The sequence below is a fragment of the Tundrisphaera macrotermitis genome (assembly GCF_051175315.1).
Taxonomy (GTDB): domain Bacteria; phylum Planctomycetota; class Planctomycetia; order Isosphaerales; family Isosphaeraceae; genus Tundrisphaera.
Genome location: NZ_CP195100.1, coordinates 4,110,518 through 4,127,717, shown reverse-complemented (window position 1 = coordinate 4,127,717; position 17,200 = coordinate 4,110,518). Strand labels below are relative to the sequence as shown.

The 17,200-nt window shown below is 71.5% G+C and carries 15 protein-coding genes and 1 tRNA gene; 3 read left to right on the top strand and 13 right to left on the bottom strand.

Features of this window, described 5'->3' with window-relative positions:
* The 8 genes from TA3x_RS16630 to TA3x_RS16595 form a co-directional block, all read right to left on the bottom strand.
* Window positions 1-1,023: an LIC_10091 family protein gene (locus TA3x_RS16630; RefSeq protein ID WP_435015774.1), complete on the bottom strand. Its 1,023-nt coding sequence runs from the start codon at window positions 1,021-1,023 to the stop codon at window positions 1-3.
* Window positions 1,008-1,697: a cysteine peptidase family C39 domain-containing protein gene (locus tag TA3x_RS16625; RefSeq protein WP_435015773.1), complete on the bottom strand. Its 690-nt coding sequence runs from the start codon at window positions 1,695-1,697 to the stop codon at window positions 1,008-1,010. Before TA3x_RS16625 ends, TA3x_RS16630 begins: the two co-directional genes overlap by 16 nt.
* 5 nt (window positions 1,698-1,702) lie before the next feature.
* On the bottom strand, window positions 1,703-2,137 hold the full coding sequence (locus TA3x_RS16620) for a hypothetical protein (protein WP_435015772.1): 435 nt from the start codon (window positions 2,135-2,137) through the stop codon (window positions 1,703-1,705).
* Window positions 2,138-2,163: 26 nt separating this feature from the next.
* On the bottom strand, window positions 2,164-2,808 hold the full coding sequence (locus TA3x_RS16615) for a DUF6931 family protein (RefSeq protein WP_435015771.1): 645 nt from the start codon (window positions 2,806-2,808) through the stop codon (window positions 2,164-2,166).
* A gap of 229 nt (window positions 2,809-3,037) precedes the next feature.
* A complete protein-coding gene (locus TA3x_RS16610) occupies window positions 3,038-3,667 on the bottom strand; it encodes a DUF6931 family protein (RefSeq protein ID WP_435015770.1) in 630 nt (209 codons plus the stop codon).
* A gap of 10 nt (window positions 3,668-3,677) precedes the next feature.
* Window positions 3,678-3,968 carry a PAAR domain-containing protein gene (locus tag TA3x_RS16605; RefSeq protein ID WP_435015769.1) on the bottom strand — a complete coding sequence of 97 codons (291 nt, stop codon included), beginning with the start codon at window positions 3,966-3,968 and terminating at the stop codon, window positions 3,678-3,680.
* A 22-nt stretch (window positions 3,969-3,990) separates the two neighbouring features.
* Window positions 3,991-4,638 (bottom strand): hypothetical protein, encoded by a 648-nt coding sequence (locus TA3x_RS16600; RefSeq protein WP_435015768.1) that lies wholly within the window; start codon window positions 4,636-4,638, stop codon window positions 3,991-3,993.
* Between the two features lie 34 nt (window positions 4,639-4,672).
* Window positions 4,673-7,294, bottom strand: coding sequence for a type VI secretion system Vgr family protein (locus TA3x_RS16595; RefSeq protein ID WP_435015767.1), 2,622 nt, complete (start codon window positions 7,292-7,294; stop codon window positions 4,673-4,675).
* Window positions 7,295-7,719: 425 nt separating this feature from the next.
* Here TA3x_RS16595 and TA3x_RS16590 point away from each other — a divergent pair, with 425 nt between their 5' ends.
* The gene (locus TA3x_RS16590) at window positions 7,720-8,394 is read left to right on the top strand and encodes a hypothetical protein (protein ID WP_435015766.1); all 675 of its coding nucleotides are present in this window, start codon (window positions 7,720-7,722) and stop codon (window positions 8,392-8,394) included.
* Window positions 8,395-8,478: 84 nt separating this feature from the next.
* Here the strand turns inward: TA3x_RS16590 and glgX are convergent, their stop codons facing one another.
* The 3 genes from glgX to TA3x_RS16575 all read right to left on the bottom strand — a co-directional run bounded on the left by glgX (window position 8,479) and on the right by TA3x_RS16575 (window position 12,348).
* Complete coding sequence (gene glgX, locus TA3x_RS16585) at window positions 8,479-10,596, bottom strand: glycogen debranching protein GlgX (protein ID WP_435015765.1); 2,118 nt, start codon at window positions 10,594-10,596, stop codon at window positions 8,479-8,481.
* 200 nt (window positions 10,597-10,796) lie between these two features.
* The gene (locus TA3x_RS16580; RefSeq protein ID WP_435015764.1) at window positions 10,797-12,137 is read right to left on the bottom strand and encodes an NAD(P)/FAD-dependent oxidoreductase; all 1,341 of its coding nucleotides are present in this window, start codon (window positions 12,135-12,137) and stop codon (window positions 10,797-10,799) included.
* A gap of 139 nt (window positions 12,138-12,276) precedes the next feature.
* A tRNA-Met gene (locus TA3x_RS16575) sits at window positions 12,277-12,348 on the bottom strand.
* Window positions 12,349-12,579: 231 nt separating this feature from the next.
* On the opposite strand from TA3x_RS16575, the gene TA3x_RS16570 reads away from it, so the two are divergent.
* Entirely contained in the window at window positions 12,580-14,547 is a 1,968-nt protein-coding gene (locus TA3x_RS16570) for a sulfatase (protein WP_435015763.1), read from the top strand.
* Between the two features lie 61 nt (window positions 14,548-14,608).
* Here TA3x_RS16570 and TA3x_RS16565 read toward each other — a convergent pair whose 3' ends face one another.
* On the bottom strand, window positions 14,609-15,358 hold the full coding sequence (locus TA3x_RS16565; protein ID WP_435015762.1) for a hypothetical protein: 750 nt from the start codon (window positions 15,356-15,358) through the stop codon (window positions 14,609-14,611).
* 101 nt (window positions 15,359-15,459) lie between these two features.
* A complete protein-coding gene (locus tag TA3x_RS16560; RefSeq protein ID WP_435015761.1) occupies window positions 15,460-16,176 on the bottom strand; it encodes an RsmE family RNA methyltransferase in 717 nt (238 codons plus the stop codon).
* A gap of 120 nt (window positions 16,177-16,296) precedes the next feature.
* Here TA3x_RS16560 and TA3x_RS16555 point away from each other — a divergent pair, with 120 nt between their 5' ends.
* Complete coding sequence (locus TA3x_RS16555) at window positions 16,297-17,133, top strand: ExeA family protein (RefSeq protein WP_435015760.1); 837 nt, start codon at window positions 16,297-16,299, stop codon at window positions 17,131-17,133.
* Window positions 17,134-17,200: the final 67 nt, after the last annotated feature.

The window sequence follows — 17,200 nt, the reverse complement described above, 5'->3', positions numbered from 1 at the left end:
TCAGCGGAACAGGTCGGCGTCCGATCGGATCTCCCCGGCCCGGGCCCGCTCCAGGAACGGGGCGACCGGGCGGACGATCGTGGTCGACGAGTCGCCCGCCACCCGCTCGGGGTGGGCGATCTCGCGGGTGCTGGTCCGCACGATCACCGCCCCGTCGGCCCAGGGCAGCCGGCCCAGATTGGCGACGTAGGCGGGGAACTTGCCGGAGCGGAGCAGGAAGAACTCGACGTCGGAGACGTAGGCGACCGCCACCTTGCGGCCGGCCCTCGCGAGCAACGCACCGATCGCCCCCAACGCCTTCGGCCCGGCGAAGTCCCCCACCACGGGCAGGATCCGATCCCCCATCTGCCTCTCCCGGACGGCCTGGTAACTCGCCTCGTCGGCCAGGAAGTGGGCGGGCTTCCCCGCGCGGGTGCGGGCCCGGATCAGGTCGCCGAACGTCGGGTACATCGGCAGGGCCAGGAACCGGGCGTTCATCCCCGGCCCGGCCAGCCTCGATGCGATGGAGGCGATCGCGCTTGCCTCCCCTTCCCCCAGCACGCCGAGCGGCCGGAGAGATTCCAGCACCTCCGCGACCGTGGCTTCGAGCCGGGCGCGATCCAGGGCCGGGGTCGCGAAGGCGGCCACCAGATCATCGGCCGAGGGGTTGGCGGGCATCGGCCCGGGCACGCGGGCGGTGAGCCGTGCCAGATACCCCACGCGGTCGGGCGCGAGGGCCATCAGCCCCTTGTGGAGCAGGTGGACCAGGGCATTGCGGCGGCGGAAGTCGACGATGAACGCCAGCGACGGCCAGGCCCGCGCGATGTAGGAGAAGTTCTGATCCGGGCCGACGCCCAGGTACACCCCGTCGCGCCCGGCCAGGTCGTCGCAGACCCGGCCGAACGAGTCCTCGTTGCTCACGAAGTTGTCGGCCGAGCGGCCGGCGTCGGGCTCGGACAACTCGGCCAGGAGCGGGCCGAAACCGGGATCCCTCATGGGGAACAGGAGATCGCCCAGGCGTTGCGGGATCACGACGACCACCACGGCGCATCGCCGATCGCTCCGGCGTCGCACCTCGGGCAGTGGAGCCGGTCCCAGAGCCGCCCCGGGCAACCCCACCGGGCACAACCCAGGGCATAAGCCGGCCGCGCGGGGATCGCGAATCGACACGACGGGCAGGCGATGGTCGCGGGCATCGGGGCCCGGCAGGACGGGCAGTCGGGGGCCGGTCCCGAGGGTGCGGCGATCGCGACCAGGACGTGCCCGGCGATCTCGCCCGGCCTCCCATCCGGCGACCAGAGCGCGAGGAACTCGCGGCGGCCGAGCCGTCGCCCCGGCCCGACGCGGGGGTCGTGGATCACCACGCCATCATCGTCGGCGGACACCAGGACCGAGAAATGACCTCCCCGCCCGGAGGGCGTGGTCCGGTGGTTGAGGAGGGCGACGCCCGGCCCCTCGCCGCAGGCTCGAAGCGATGTCCAGGGGTCGCGGGCCCGGACCGTCGCGGCGTCGAGCCCGAGGGCCAGGGCGTGCGCGGCCAGCTCGAACGATCGGGCCGCGACGAGGCCGACTTCGGTGGTCCGGGCTATCTCCGTCCAGACGCGGGCCTGATCGGCCTCCCGGCCCAGGGCGCGATAGGCCATCGCCAGGGCGGCGGCACCGCACCCGCGGCGATCGGCCTGGGCTTCGAACGGGATCGGCGGCCGGGCGGCGAGCATCGGGATCAATGCCCCCACCCGGGACGGTTGGGGTTGCCGCCCGGGACGCCCCGCGAGGTCGCCTGCGGCGGGCCGTAGCGTTGCAAGATTTCGTCCCGCAGCGACGAGGCCAGGGCCGGGTCGACCGGGGCCGGTGCCGCGACGGCCGGCGCGGCCGGGTGGGTGCGTTCGGCCTCCTCGGCCTCGGCCCGGAGTTGGGGCAGGCGGGACTTGATCGACTCGGCCTGATGCCGGGCGTCGAGGATCTTCGCCCGCGTGGCGGCGACGTGGGGCGGCAGCTTCGCGGCCATCTCGTGCTGAACGTCGCGGAGACGGCCGGACAGGCGGCCGACGAAGTGCCTGAGCGTGCTGTCGGCGATGCCGGGCTGGATCGTCCGCACCCGCCCGAGGAGGGCGGAAACGTCGTGGGCGACGGCGCGGACGTCGGGGAGGTCGTGCATCGGGATCACCTCGGGTCGGGCCTGGGTCAACGGTTCCAGCGGAGCGAGCCGGCGGCCACCCCGGCGGCGATCCCGGCGAACCGGAGCATCCCCCCGAAGGGGTCGCGGGCCGAGGCCATCCGGAGCGCCGCGAAGACCGTGCGGGCGGTCAGGCCGGGCGGCGGGGCGGCCGCCGGCAGTTCGGGCGGGGTCATGCTGCCGCCCGACCACGACGCGGCCAGGGCCAGCAGCCCCTCCGGGGTGGATGGACCGGCGGCCTCGCCGGCCTTGGCGGCGGCCGTGCGGTTCGGCACGGTCGGCTCGATCACCCACCGCACCGCTGCGCGCAGGGCTTCGTCCGGGGCGCCGGCCGGGGTGGGCGGGCCCACCTCCCAGGCGCAAAGGCAGCCCCACCAGACCGCCTCTCGCGCGGGGAGGCGATGGGCCTGGAACTCGGCGGCGTCCGCCCCCAGCCCCGCATCGACCAGCAGGGCCGCAAAGGCATCCGGCGCCAGGTCGCCGCGCAGATGCCCCCACGCCGCATCCGAGGGCCGGTAGCGTCGGGCGATGTCGGCGGCCGTCTCAGGGGCGGCGGCCGGCACGGCCCGCGCCGCAGGAGGTGCCGGGCGGGCCGGCGGCGGTGGGGAGGCGGGCGGCAGGGGGTCGCCGGGACGGCGGCGATGGAGGTCCATCAGCGGGCACTCCCCTTCGAATCCTCGGGTAACTCGATCACCGCCATGATTCCGGGTGGCTGTGGTTGGCTCGCCAACCACGGCGCCGGCGAGTTCGTCACGCGGGATTGTCCCCCGAGCCGGCCACTCCCGGAGCGCGGGCGTGATCGATTAGTGTAGGAGCCCAATCTCATCGTCGCCGTGGTTGGCAAGCCAACCACAGCCACCCGGAAGTGGCGATGGAGGTCCATCAGCGGGCGCTCGCGATCGGGTCGAGGTGGTTCGACGCCACGTCATGCCAGGTCGCCGTCGGGCGGGTTGCCGGTGCGGGGGCGAGGCCGAGCGGGTCGCCCTCGGCCCAGAGGTTCCGGCCCTCGGCGATCTCGGCGCCGATGGCGACGAACTCGCGGTAGCGGTCGCGGAACCGGAGGGCATCCCCCCGGACCGCCGCCAGCATCACGGCGCCGGCCACCAGCCGCGCGGTGGTGTCGCTCGGGGTCTCGACCGGGGGGAGGCCGGCCGGTGCCAGGCTGCCGGAACTCCACGACGCGGCGAAGGCCAGGCAGCCGGCCGGCGTCTTCATCCCGGCCGCCTGGGCGGGGCCGGAGGCGGCGAGGCGGTGCTCCTCGATTGGCTCGATCGCCCAGCGGACGGCCGCTTGCAGGGCCTGGTCCTCGGCCTCGGTGGGGGTCGGCCGGGCCACCTTCCAGGCGCACAGGGCCCCCCACCACACGGCGGCTCGCCTGGGCAGGGCGTGGGCCAGGAAGCCGACCAGGGCGATGTCGAGCTGGGCCCGTTCGCCGGGGGCCAGGGCCTCGGCGCCGGCCAGGGTGGCCGACAGCCTGCGGGCGGATTCGCGGTCCAGGAGAGGGATGTTCATGGCATGCCTTTCAACCGATCAGGACGTTGGGCAACCCCATGGCGATCACGCCCCCGTGCGCCGTCATGTCGCCCATCCGGGCGGCGGGCAGGCCGCCGATCAGCACGGTGGGGGCACCCATGACGATCACGTCGGGCGGGCCGACGCAGACGGCCAGGTCGGTCATCCGCGCGGCGGGCAGCATCCCGATCAGGACGGTGACGCAGGCGGGCGGCAGGATCGGCCCCCCGACGTGGGGGACCAGCACCGTGACCATCGGGCAGGCGTGCATGTCGCCGATCCGGGCGGCGGGCTGGGGCATGGGACTCTCCGCGGTCGGGGGTTCAGGGGCCGATCGTCACCAGGGCCGCGCTCTCCTTGAGCAGGGCCGACGCCTGGACGGTGGTCATCACGCCACCCTGGATGTCGGTGTTGACCATCGACTTGAGCGCCGCCATCAGGGCGTTGACCTCGAAGCCGGTGGCGGCCAGCTCCAGGGTGTTGACCTCGGCCACGGTCATCTTGATGCCGGTGGGGCCGAACTCCATCTTGGAGATCCCGAACGACAGCGTGATCCCCTGGGCGGTGAGCTTGATCCGGGCCCCCACCCCTTCCGGGCCGACGCCCAGCTCGATCCCCTGGTCGTCGAGCTTGATGTGGGGGCTGAGGACCGGCGTGGCCTGGCGCAGGGTGATCGTGCCGGTGGGGTCGGTCTCGGCCAGGATCTCCTGCTTCCCGCCGGCCCGGCGGATGCCCAGGATGGCGGTGTCGCAGGTGATCGCGGCGGTGCCGGTGGCGTCGATCCAGATCCGCCCGTCGGCGGCGCTCAGGCCGCCGCCGTGGGACCGGATCGCCACCCGGGTGCCGCCGTCGCGGGCCGGGATCCCCTCGGCCGGCTGCTCGTCGCAGATCAGGGAGATGTCGCGGGCGTGCATCGAGTACGTGCCGCGGATCGTCTCGTTGGTGTCGTTGGGGCTCGGTCCGGCGGGCATGGTCGGGTCTCCTTCGTGCGGTTCGGGCCGGGCCTCAGCGCGACTCTTGTTCCAGGGCGATGACCTCGTCGGACTTGACGTCGAGATAGCCGATCATGCCGGCCAGGAACTTGCCGACCTCGGCATTGGGGTCGGGCTGCATCCGCGACTTCTGGATCAGCTCGTTGGCCGATTGGAGGTCGTCGGACTTGCTCCGGATGTTGGCCCGGATCGCCTCCAGGGTCTCCAGCCCGATCAGGGTCTTGATGGTGTCCTGGCTCGTCTTGCCGTCGACGGCCCACTGCCCCTTCTTGTAGTCGAGGGCGTCGGCGGTGCTGGAGCCGGCCAGGGTGAGGAACAGCATCCGCAGGAGCACCGACTGCTCGGCGGCGTCGGCGGCCGGGCTGCCGGGGTCGATCGGGCTGTCCAGGGTCGTGGTCTGGCCGCGCCGGACCCCGACGTGGCGGCCGAAGTGGAACGCCCCCTCGGCCGCGAGCTTCACCTCGTTCTTGCCGATCATCGACCCCAGGGCCTCCAGGTCGCCGTAGCGGGTCTCGCGGGCGTTGAGCGAGTCGTCGCGATCGAGCTCGGCCGACCAGCCGAACGGGTCGAGGTGGTACGACGCGTGGCCGCCGACCCGGTCGTCGTGGCGCATCCCGACGGTCGCGTCGCGGGCCTCGCCGTAGCCCACGCCGAGGTCGGTCGCCCAGCCGCCGGCCGCATTGTCGTCCCAGCCCAGCCCTTCCAGGATCGACTGGACCACCCCGGCCGGCGGCCCCCCGAGGCCCCCCTTGCCGGTCGCGGCGCCATCGGCCATCCCCGCGCCATCGGCGCCGGGGCCGTCGTCGATGAGGTCGCGGATGTCCTCATCCTCGTCGTCGCCGGCCCCGCCCGATCCGCTGCCCGCCCCGGACTTCTTGAGCCCGCCGACGATGCTCACGCGGTTCTTGCCGACCTGAGTGCACTGGGCGGTCTCGTTGGTCGACAGGGCGAACTTCTGGGAATGGACCTGGGTATGCTCATCCCCCTGCTCGTCATAGAAGACGATCCCGTTGAACTTGCCCAGCGGGTCGCCGAACTCGCTGCACGACTTGATGCCGTTGACCATCGGGTCCGACGACGGCCGGAACGGGGGTAAGTTCTCGGCGTTGTAGACGCTGCCGATCACCAGGGGGCGGTCGGGATCCCCTTCCTCGAAGGTGACGACGACCTCGTGGCCGATCCTCGGCCAGAAGAACGCCCCCCAGCCGTTGCCGGCCCACGGCTGGGCCACGCGGACCCAGCACGAACTGCCCCCGCCCCGGTTCCCCTCGCGGTCCCACGGGAACAGCACCTTGATCCGGCCGAGCCGGTCCAGGTAGGCCTGGCGGGCCGTCGAGCCGGTGACCAGGGCCGTCTGGGTGCCGTCGATCCGGGGCCGGGGGGTCTCCCTGGGCGGGCAGAACGGCAGGGCGGCCGGCAGGCAGGCGAACCGATTCTGGTAGGTGAGGTCGGCGTCGCCGCCGGATCGATAGGTGTCCCCCAGGGTGGCGACGTGCTCGACCTCGGTCAGCAGGTAGGCGCCGTCGCCGTTGAAGTGGCGTTCCAGCTCGAACCGGAATCCGGCGGAGAACTGGCGGCAGTTCCCCTCCCCCTCGATCGAGATGGCCAGGCTGGCCTCGCGGAGCATCCGGAGGGCGGCCACCCGGCGTGCGTCCTCGTAGATCTTGGCGAGTTCGCCGCCCCGGTCGGCCCCGCCCGCGTCGATCCCGTCGAACCTCCGGGCATAGCCGCCGGGGAAGTCGTACAGTTCCAGGCGGCCGTTGGCGTCGAGCTTCAGGCGGTGGTCGACCTGGCCGACCCGGACGAGTTCCGGGGTCAGGGCCTCGGCCTCCAGGGTGTCGCGGGGCAGCTCGAAGTGCGAGTCGCGGAGCGAGATCTTGCCGGATCGCAGTTCCTGGGCCTTGGTCCAGGACCGGACGCGGCCCTCGTCGCGCGAGCCACCGCCATCGCCGCCCGACGCGCCGACCACCTCTTCGAAGGTGACCCGGCGCCCCGGCTCGGGGAGGTCCAGGAAGCCGCGGGGACGGTCGACGATGACCAGGGTGTGGTCCGCCGAGAACGACGCGTGGCCGTCGGGATCCGTCGCCTCGGACTCGACCTCGTGGCGGAAGTAGTAGCTGATCCCCTCGTCTTCCATCAGGCGGCTGGCGAAGGCGAAATCGGTCTCGCGGTACTGGACGCAGAAGACCCGGGGGTGATAGGTCCCTTCCAGGTGGAAGGCGACCTTGAAGCCCGCGAAGACCTGCCCGAGGATCTCGGGCACGGAGAGGTACTGGAAGGTCCGGCTCCGCGCCACCTTCTCCAGGAACCAGACCCGGGGGACGACCTCGGCCTCGTACCGCGTGAAGGTCTTGTCCCGCTCCCCCTGGGCCAGCCGCGAGCAGATGCCGTTGAAGTAGCGCCAGGTGCCGTCGGGAAGGATCATCCGGAAGGTGAGATCCGCCCCGATGAGCTGGTCGAAGCCGATGTCGAGCCGGTTGTCGGCCATCAGGTCCAGCTCGAACCGGAACGGCCGGGAGATGGCCTCCGAGCCGCGGAACCCGGCCAGCAGGAGAACGTCGGGGCCCAGGGGGCTCATGACGGCGATGGGCCGATTCGCCTGGAGAAACGGGATGCCCCGCGTGTCGTCCGCCACCACGATCGCCTCCGTTGTCGGGCCCCGGGAGGGGAGGACGCGGGCCGGGGACGGCCACCGAAACCCCCGCCGGCCGCGACGATGATGACGCGCCGGTCGGGGCGATACAAACGAAAATCGCCCGGCCCGGAGCATGCCCTGTCTACGGCCCGCACCGCCCCGCGTGACCGTGCTGGGGCCCCGATCGCATCGGTTCGGCCGGGACGTTCTCATGCGAGCCGCCGTCGCTGCGAGCCCCGGCACGGCGCGCCGGCCCTCGCGACGAGGGCCGAGATCGGCGCCAAACCCTGGGATCTAAGCCGAAATCTGGATACGGCTTGTCTTGCGGCAGGTGATATAATTCGTTACTAACTCAAGGGCCGCATCGGCGATTTCCGTTGTCGCGCCCGAGAGAATCCACCATTCCCGGTCGGGGGTCCGTAGCAATGGCGGTGAAGAAAACGCCCGCGAAGAAACAAGAGCCGGCGGCGTCGGCCAAGGCCGAGGCCGCGACGGAGAGCACCCCGAAAAAGGCCGCGAAGCCGAAGACCAAGAAGGCCGCGGTCGCGGCGGCCCCCGCACCGGAACCGGCCCCCGAGACCAAGACCACCGCCAAGCCCGCCAAGGCCAAGGCCCCCGCCACCAAGGCCTCCGAGCCCAAGGCCGAGGCGAAGGCGGCCGAGCCCAAGGCCACGGCCAAATCCACCAAGGCCAAGGCCCAGCCGGCCGAAGCCAAGGCCGCCGAGGCCAAGCCTGCGACGAAGCCCGCCCCCAAGGCCGCGGCCAAGGCCCCGAAGGCCGAAGCGAAGGCGGCCGAACCCAAGGCCGAGGCGAAGGCGAAGGCCGCCGAGCCCAAGGCCGCCGAGCCCAAGGCCGCCGAGCCCAAGGCCGCGGTCAAGAAGTCCGCCACGCCGATCAAGCTCACCGAGAGCCAGAACGAGCTGCTCAAGAAGATCGGCGAGGCCCCGGAGGTCGGCTACTCGATCGGCAAGAAGGCCGAGCAGCGATCGATCGACGCCCTGCTCTCCCGCAAGCTCATCAAGAAGGGGGCCAAGGACAAGGCGAGCGGCAACCCGCGCTACCAGATCTCCAGCGCCGGCAAGAAGCACCTCTCGCCCTGAGCCGTCCGAAATCCGGACGACCCGGGGACGCGGTCGCATCCTCGGGTCGTCCTATTCTTGGTCGTGGATCCCGGGCCGGCGGGCTCAGGCCTCGGAGACCAGGATCACCATCGACCGGGATTCGGCCCGATAGGCCTGCCCGACCGGGACGACCGGCCCCTGATCCGGGCCGACCGCATCGTCGGGCGATGCCAGCGAGGTGTCGACGGCCCGGCGCCAGCGACGGCCCGACGGGGCCGCCGGGATGGTGAAGTCGAGCGGCTCCCAGAAGGCGTTCATCGCGACGTAGATGTCGCGGTCGACCTCGGGGCGATCCCCCCTCCGCCCGTCCAGGGCGAACGCCAGGGCGCGGGCGTTGCCGGAGAAGTCCGGCTGGCAGGGCTGGACGCCGTGCCACACCACGTCCGGGGTCTGCGACATCCGGCTATTCAAGAATGTCTTCCGCCTCAGGACATGATGGCGCTTGCGCAGGGCGATCATCTGGCGGACGAAGCGGAGGAAGTCGGCGTTCTTCTCGGCGAGGGTCCAGTCGACCCAGCTGACCTCGTTGTCCTGGCACCAGGCGTTGTTGTTGCCCCCCTGGGTGCGGAGGAACTCGTCGCCGGCCAGGAGCATCGGCACGCCCTGCGAGACCAGCAGGGTCGCGATCAGGTTGCGGGCCTGGCGCGCCCGGAGGGCGAGGATCGCCGGGTCGTCGGTCGGCCCCTCGACGCCGCAGTTCCAGCTATGGTTGCCGTCGGAGCCGTCGCGGTTCCCCTCGCCGTTGGCCTCGTTGTGCTTGTGGTTGTAGGAGACGAGGTCATTCAGGGTGAAGCCGTCGTGGCAGGTGATGAAGTTGATCGAGTGGAGGGGGCCCCGCCCGTGGCACAGGTCGTCCGACCCGCATAGCCTCGTGGCCAGGGCGGAGGTCATCCCCGCGTCCCCCTTCCAGAACCGCCGGACGTCGTCGCGGTACTGCCCGTTCCAGACCGACCAGCGGTGCCCGCCCGGGAAGCTCCCCACCTGATACAGGCCGGCGGCATCCCAGGGCTCGGCGATCATCTTGGTGTCGGCCAGCAGGGCGTCCTTGGAAATCTGGTCGATCACCGGGGGCTCGACCAGCACGTTGCCGCGCTTGTCGCGGCCCAGGACCGACGCCAGGTCGAACCGGAACCCGTCCACGCCCGACTCGGCGACCATGGCCCGCAGGCAGGACAGGATCTGCGACCGGACGACCGGATGGTTGCTGTTGACCGCGTTGCCGCACCCGGCGTAGTTCAGGTAGCGGCCCTGCTCGTCCAGCATGTAGTACATGCTGTTGTCGAGGCCCCGGAAGTTGTAGGTCGGGCCCCCTTCCCCGCCCTCGGCCGTGTGGTTGAACACCACGTCGAGGATGATCTCCAGCCCTTCCTTGTGGAATTCGGTGACCATGTCGCGGAATTCCTCGCGCGGGCCGCCCCCTTCCCACCGGCTCGCGTAGGCGGCCTTGATCGCGGCATAGGCGATCGTGTTGTAGCCCCAGAGGTTCCTCAGCCGCTCGCCGGTCAGCGGGTTCACGAACGGGCAATCGTCCTCGTCGAACTCGTCGATCGGCAAGGTCTCGACGGCCGTGATGCCCAGCTGCTTGAGGTAGTGGACCTTCTCCGCCAGCCCGGCGAACGTCCCCGGTTCCTGGACGCCCGAGGAGGGGTCGACCGTGAAGCCCCGGACGTGCAACTCGTAGAGGATCGTATCCTCGCGGGGGATGCGCGGGTTCAGGTCCTCCTGGCGGTCCCCCAAGGACCGGGTGAGCATGCTCCGCCGCGTGGTGTCGCGCGACTGGCCCCAGGGCCGCCCGCAGGACAGGGCGCGCGACGCCGGGTCGATCAGGACGATGCTGGGGTCGAACCGGTGCATCGGGCCCCCGGGGCCGTCGACGCGGTATCCGTAGCAGAACTCCGGGGGCAGCCCCTCGATCCGCACGTGCCAGTGGTCGCCGGTCCGGAAATAGCGGGGCCCGAGCGGGATCTCGGTCTCGATCTCGGCGCTGCACGGCTCGGACAGCACCAGGCGGACCGACGTCCCGTGGCGGCAGATCAGGACGAAGTTGAACCCGCCGCGCGACGCCCGGCTGGCGCCGAGGGGGAGCGGATGGCCCCGGGTCACCTTCAGCGGATGGCCGCGGAAGAAGTAGCGGGGTCCCGTTTCGATCCCGAAATCGCTGAGTGGCTGGGCGTGCGGCATGATGAGATTGGTCCCTCGGTCGTCGGGGACGCATCCCCCTGGTCGGTTCGGTCGCCCCGGGAATCCGTCCCCGAGGGGTTCGATCGGCGGCGGCCCTGTGTGCATTCTTAAGCACCGGCCGGACGGATCGATCCAGGTGCATTTTTGCTCATCGACCGATCGACCGGCCCGCCTTGAGGATGCCGCCGCCCGTGCCCGGATCAGGTGGCCCGGCTGGCCTCCAGCACCCGATCGGCGGCGGGGAGTTCCGGGCGTTCCATGAAATGATCGACGGGGCCGGTGATGAGCCGGGAGCCGCGGTCGTGGAACAGGTAAAGCCATCCCCATTTGAGCATGACCAGGGCCCGATTCCGGAACCCGATCAGGAACAGGACGTGGATCAGGCACCAGGCCAGCCAGGCGGTGAGCCCGGACAGGTGCAGCTTGCCGATCTCGGCCACGGCCGCCGCACGGCCGATCGTCGCCATCGATCCCTTGTCGCGGTAGCGGAACGGGAGGGCGGGGAGGCCCCGGATCGCCCGGATCACGTTCCTGGCGGCGTGCCGGCCCGACTGCATCGCCATCGGGGCGACCCCGGGCAACGGCTTCCCGTCCTGCTCCATGCCGATCAGGTCGCCGACCACGAACACGCCCGGGGCGCCGGACACCGTCAGGTCGCGCTCGGTCAGGACCCGGCCGGCCCGGTCGAGCCGGGACCCGAGCGCCCGCCCGAGCGGGGAGGCGGCGACCCCCGCCGCCCACAGGACGGTCCGCGTTTCGAGCCGCCCGCCCTCGAAGTCCACGCCGTCGACGTCGATCCCCGTGACCATGTGGTTGGTCAGGACCTCGACGCCCATCGCCTCGATCTGCTTCTGGGCGCTGGCCGAGAGGTCCTCGGCATAGGCCGGCAGGATCCGCGGGCCGGCCTCGATCAGCACCACCCGGGCCCGCGCCGGGTTGAACCGCCGGAACTCGCCGATCATGTCGTGGCGGGCGATCTCGGCCACCGCCCCGGCCAGTTCGACGCCGGTCGGCCCGCCGCCGACCACCGCGAACGTCTGCCAGCGGCGGCGGGACACCGAATCGGGCTCGCGCTCGGCGGCCTCGAATGCCAGCAGGATCCGGCGGCGGATCTCGGTGGCGTCCTCGATCGTCTTCAGGCCCGGGGCGAACTCGGCCCACTCGTCATGGCCGAAGTAGCTGTGCGTCGCCCCCGTCGCCAGGATCAGGTAGTCATAGGCGACCGTCGTCTCGCCCATCCGCACGACCTTGGCCGCGACGTCGATCGACTCGACCTCGCCGAGCAGGACCTCGGCATGGGACTCCCACTTGAGCACGCGCCGCAGGGGATAGGCGATGTTGGCCGGGTTCAGCGCGGCGGTCGCCACCTGGTAGAGCAGCGGCTGGAACAGGTGGTGATTCCTCCGGTCGATCAGCGTCACCCTGATCCTGGCCTTGTTCAGGGCCTTGGCCGCTTCGAGACCGCCGAAGCCCCCGCCCACGATCACAACGTGGGGGGGCAGGGCCGCCGTCTCATGACTGTCGTGCTTCGTCTGTGCCATCGACGTCTCCCACCAGGCCGCATCTTCTCCCCGATCGCGCCAAAGGTTACTCCATCCGCCGACCGCATCGCCAGCCCCGCACCCGGCCTTCGAAACGAAGAAGGCCATCCCGATGGTCGGGATGGCCTTCTCGATTGAGTTGCACCGGCAGGAGTCGAACCTGCTACCTCCAGGTTATGAGCCTGGCGAGCTACCGGTGCTCTACGGCGCAACTCCGAATCTACCCGAACGCCCCCGGCCTGTCCACCCCGAATCGATTCGAATCGACCCGAAACGCGGCCGGGGGGTGGCTGGCCGCGATCATCGGCCGGCGTTCAGGTCGGATTGACGGGATGGGGCCGAAGCGATACGGTCCGCGGCGGAGCCCCGGATTCGGGGCCGACATGCGCGCGTCGCGGCCGATGGATCGGCCCGGGGCCGGAAATCTCAGGGGGGCAGGCCGATGGCCGATCGCACGGAGGCGCCGGGCGCCGGGGCCGCAGCCGCGGTGGTCGTGATGGCGGTGGGATTCGGGCTGGTGGCGGGCCTGCTGGAACTGGCCGTGCTGGTCGTCCAGGACGCGATCGATCCCCGAGTCACGGTGGACTCGATCCGGACCAACCACCACTACCCGTGGATGATCCCGGTCTCCACCCTGGCCCTCTTCTCGACGGCCGGGGTGGTGTTGGGGCTGGTCGCGTGGCTCCGGCCTCGGCCGGTGGCCCGGGTGGCGCCGGTGCTGCTGGGCGTGCCGATGTTCCTCGGCCCGTTGCTCGCGGTCCGGGGCCTGTACCCGATCGTCTGCGTCCTGCTGGCCGTCGGGCTGGCGGTCCGGATGGCGTCGTGGGTCCGGGTCGACTCGCCCCGGTTCCGCCGGATCGCCGGACCCGCGATCCCGGTCCTCCTGGGGCTGGTCGGGGTGCTCGGTTGGATCCGGGCGCGGGAGCTCTCCGCCGATACCCCCCGGACAGCGGCGACGACGGCCGGCACCGCCGCGGCCGCCCGGAAGATCGGGCCGAACGTCCTCCTGATCGTGATGGACACCGTCCGCGCCGATCATCTGTCACTCCACGGGTACCGCCGCGCGACCACGCCGAACCTTGACCGCTGGGCGAAACGGGGCGCCGTGTTCACCGGGGCCCGGTCGACGGCCCCCTGGACCTTGCCGTCGCACGCCAGCATGTTGACCGGCCGATGGCCTCACGAGCTTTCGGCGGACGTCGACCATCCGCTCAATGATGAATACCCGACGCTGGCGGAAGCCCTATCCGCTCGCGGCTACGCCACTGGCGGGTTCGTGGCCAATACCTACTATTGCAACGCCTGGTACGGCCTGGATCGCGGGTTCGAGCGGTACGAGGACTTCCCCGAGAACCTGCAGGTCACGCCGGTTGAAATCCTTCGCGCCTCGACACTCGGGCGGAAGGTCGCCCACAAGGCCGGCTTCGACGACGAGAAGCCGGGCGAGAAGGGCTCGCGGAAGTCGGCCGCCGCGATCAACCGGGCGGCCATGGACTGGATCTCCGGCCTCGGCGGCAGGCCCTTCTTCGCCTTCCTCAACTACTACGATGCCCACGGCCCGTTCGAGCCCCCCGACAACCACGCCCGCCGGTTCGGCCCCGGTGCCACCGACCCCGCCGCCCGGCTCTCCACGTTCCGACAGTTGCACGACCGGCACGCCCAGGATGCCCCCGGCGGCGGCGATGGCGATGCGTCCGGGGCGCCGGCCGCCCCGCGCACGCCGGCAGGCGGCGTCGCCCCGGTGGAGCTCCTGGTCGACTCCTACGACGAGTGCATCGCCTCGATCGATGCCGAACTGGGCGCGATGCTCGACGAGCTCGACCGTCGGGGCGTCCTCGCCGATACCCTGGTCATCATCACTTCGGACCACGGCGAGCACTTCGGCGACCGTGGCCTGTTCGGCCATGGGCACAGCCTGTATGCCCCCCTGATCGACGTGCCGCTGATGATCCTCCCGCCCCGGAGCCATCTCGTCGAGGAATCCGGCCCGGCGGGCCTGCGGGTGTCCGAGCCGGTCAGCCTCCGCGACCTGCCCGCCACGGTGGCCGAGGTCGTCGGGCTCGGCCCGGCGTCCCCCTTCCCCGGGCGCTCCCTGGTCCGGTGCTGGCAGCCCGAGGCGGCCCCGGCGAAGCCCGGCGAACCGCCCCTCTCCGAGGTCGAGCACCAGAAGAAGTTCGCCGACAACCCCCGCGTCCCGGCCGCGACCGGCCCGCTCTGGTCGCTGGTCGAAGGGACCCTGGTCTACATCCGCGACAGCCGGGGCGGCGAGCAGCTCTACGACCGCTCGATCGACCCGGCCGAAACGCGCAACCTGGCCGACCTCCCGGATCGCCGGGCCGACCTCGAACGGCTCCGACAGGCCCTCGGGCAACTGGTCCCGGACGCCGAGGAGGGGGACGGGGAGGGCTGAGCCACCGGCCCGGGGGAGGCGGAGGGCGGGCGATCGGGCGCCGCCCCCCGCGATCTCCGGGTCACTTCGGCTCGTCGAAGGCGTCGGCCGGGACCGATTCGAGCGGCCGGAAGTCGGTGATCGTCAGGTCGATGAACCTCGACCCGTCGCGCTTGATGACGACCTTGGTGGCCTTCTTGATCCCGCCCATCTCCTTGTAGTCGGAGAAGGTGGCCTCGCGGGAATACTCCTCCCCCTGCCAGTTGAAGGCCTTGCCGACCATCTTGAGCGGCAGGCCGGATTCCTTGTCGAAGAAGATCGTGAAGTCGGGGCCGTCCTTGGGCGTGACCTTGACCTTGGCGGCGGGCTTGCCCTCGACCGCTTCCTCCCCCTCGGCCTCGACCTTGACCCCCTGGGATTTCAGGGGCAGGATCGCGATCGGGGCGATTTCCTGGAAGTGGTTGTGCTTCTCCCGGGCGACGGCGTCGGCGTCGAACTCGTTCACGTTGTCATTCATCGAGATCCAGCCCTTGGATCCGGCCAGGACGCGGACGCCCCGGATCTCGGTCCCCCCGAAATCCCCCGAGAACTCGTCGCGGAGATGGTCGGATCCCCGGGTGGTGGCGTGGGTCTTGAACGGGTTGACGTCCCCGTTGTAGGTCAACTCCCCCTCGGTATTCCAGGTGGCCGAGGCAATGACCTTGGCCAGCGCCGGCTCGCCGCCGAGCGCCTGGATCGCCTTGTCGAGGATCGGGGCCGCGTCCTTGTCGGCGGCCCGCGCCGGGGCGATCAGGGCGGTCGAAGCCAGCAGGACGCCGAAGTATCGGATCATGGGTTCATCTCGCGTTGGGGCCTGGTTTGCAACGAGCGACGGTTGCCGCATGACGACCGGGATAGCATAGGCGCGGGCCATCGCCGGAGGCAATCCGCCGGCTATCCGGCCGCCTCGGACAGCGCCAGCAGCGTCGCCGCGCCGACCAGGGCGGCGGTCTCGATGCGGAGGATATGGGCCCCGAGGCCGACCGGACGCCAACCCTGGTCGGCCGCCTCGGCCAACTCTTCCGGGGCGAACCCCCCCTCGGGGCCGATGGCCAGGATCGCCGAGGAGCCCCGGGCCGGCGGCTCGACCGCGGCGATCGGCGGCCCCGACGGGTCGGCGATGTAGCGGAACGGCGCCCGGCCGTCGCGGACCAGGGCCGACCACGCCACCGCCGCGTCGAGGTCCATCAGGCGATCGCGTCGGCTTTGTTTGGCCGCCTCGATGATCGCCCGGCGGAGCCGATCGAGCTTGGTGGCTCGCGGGTCGACGACCGACCGGGCCGTCGTGAGGGGGACCAGCCGGGCCACGCCGACCTCGGTCGCCTTCTCCACCAGCCAGTCGAAGCGATCCCCCTTGGGCACCGCCGTGGCCAGGGTCAGCGAGCAGGCGGGGACGCCGGAATCCGGGCCCGGGCCCACGATCCGCAGGGTCACGCGGTCGCGGCCCAGTCCTTCCACCTCGGCCCGGAATGCCCGGCCTTTGCCGTCGAACAATTCGACGCATTCGCCCACGGCGACCCGTCGTACCCGGGCCAGGTGGCGGGCTTCGTCCCCTTCCAGGGTGGCGATGCCGTCGACCGGGGGATTCGGGTAAAAAAAGCGATCGGCCACGGGCAATCTCCGGCGGAGGACGAAAGACTCGGGACCATGTTACCGATCAAAGGGGCAGGACGCGAACGCAGGCGGCCGGCCGCCCGACTCGCCCAATTCACTCGACGAGGCCGCCCATCGATGTGGTTGCGACACTGGGGACTGACCCGCGACCCGTTCGGCCCCCTGGCCCATCGGAACCCGTCCTCCTTCGTGGCGACACCGAGCCGCGAGGAGGCCGTCGCGAGGCTGGTCCACGCGATCGAGGCGGCCCATCCCTCGGCGCGACTGGTCGCGGCCCCCGGACTGGGTAAGACGACCGTCCTGGAGCGGGCCTTCCAGCTCGCCCGGTCGCCGTCGCGTCGGGTCGCGGTGGCCTCCGGCCCGATCGACGGGGCTGGGCTGATCGCGAGCCTGGCCGAAGGGCTCGGGGTCCGGGTTGCCCCCGGCGCCGGCCGCGCCTCCGCCTGGCGATCCCTGGCCGATGCGGCCCGGCTCTGCCGGTTCCAGGGTCTCCACGTCGTCCTGGCCGTCGATGATTGCCAGATGCTCGTCGATCCGGCCGACCGGCTCGACCTGGACCGGCTCGACCACGTCGATCCCGACCCGTCGGCCCGCGTCAGCGTGATCCGCGTCGGCCGCCCCGACCCGGATCCGGATGGGATGGACCGGACGCCGCGATGGGACCTGGCGATCCGACTGGAGGCCTACACCCGGTCCGAGGCCGCGGCCTATCTCGACGCCCGGCTGGCCGCCTCAGGTCGGCCGGCGCCGACGTTTACGCCCCGGGCCCAGGCCCGGCTCCATGCCCTCTCCGGGGGCGTGCCCCGCGGCCTCGATCGCCTGGCCCACCTCGCCCTGATGGCCGGGGCGCTCCGGGGCCTGGAGATCATCACCCCGGACGTGGTCGACGCCTCCGCCCACGAATGCGACGGCGTCCACGCGGCGGTGGAGTTCGCGCGTTGGGGTGACGCCTGAGGGAGTCTGGTACGGACGTCGCGGGGCGGTTAAGATGGACCGCGATTCCACCTCCGGAACCCCCGGA

Excerpts from the sequence above, each read along its gene's own strand:
- TA3x_RS16580 (WP_435015764.1), bottom strand. The coding sequence starts at position 12,137 with ATGGCACAGACGAAGCACGACAGTCATGAGACGGCGGCCCTGCCCCCC.
- TA3x_RS16625 (WP_435015773.1), bottom strand. The coding sequence starts at position 1,697 with ATGCTCGCCGCCCGGCCGCCGATCCCGTTCGAAGCCCAGGCCGATCGC.
- TA3x_RS16605 (WP_435015769.1), bottom strand. The coding sequence starts at position 3,968 with ATGCCCCAGCCCGCCGCCCGGATCGGCGACATGCACGCCTGCCCGATG.
- TA3x_RS16600 (WP_435015768.1), bottom strand. The coding sequence starts at position 4,638 with ATGCCCGCCGGACCGAGCCCCAACGACACCAACGAGACGATCCGCGGC.
- TA3x_RS16615 (WP_435015771.1), bottom strand. The coding sequence starts at position 2,808 with ATGGACCTCCATCGCCGCCGTCCCGGCGACCCCCTGCCGCCCGCCTCC.
- TA3x_RS16610 (WP_435015770.1), bottom strand. The coding sequence starts at position 3,667 with ATGAACATCCCTCTCCTGGACCGCGAATCCGCCCGCAGGCTGTCGGCC.
- TA3x_RS16565 (WP_435015762.1), bottom strand. The coding sequence starts at position 15,358 with ATGATCCGATACTTCGGCGTCCTGCTGGCTTCGACCGCCCTGATCGCC.
- TA3x_RS16590 (WP_435015766.1), top strand. The coding sequence starts at position 7,720 with ATGGCGGTGAAGAAAACGCCCGCGAAGAAACAAGAGCCGGCGGCGTCG.
- TA3x_RS16555 (WP_435015760.1), top strand. The coding sequence starts at position 16,297 with ATGTGGTTGCGACACTGGGGACTGACCCGCGACCCGTTCGGCCCCCTG.
- glgX (WP_435015765.1), bottom strand. The coding sequence starts at position 10,596 with ATGCCGCACGCCCAGCCACTCAGCGATTTCGGGATCGAAACGGGACCC.
- TA3x_RS16570 (WP_435015763.1), top strand. The coding sequence starts at position 12,580 with ATGGCCGATCGCACGGAGGCGCCGGGCGCCGGGGCCGCAGCCGCGGTG.
- TA3x_RS16620 (WP_435015772.1), bottom strand. The coding sequence starts at position 2,137 with ATGCACGACCTCCCCGACGTCCGCGCCGTCGCCCACGACGTTTCCGCC.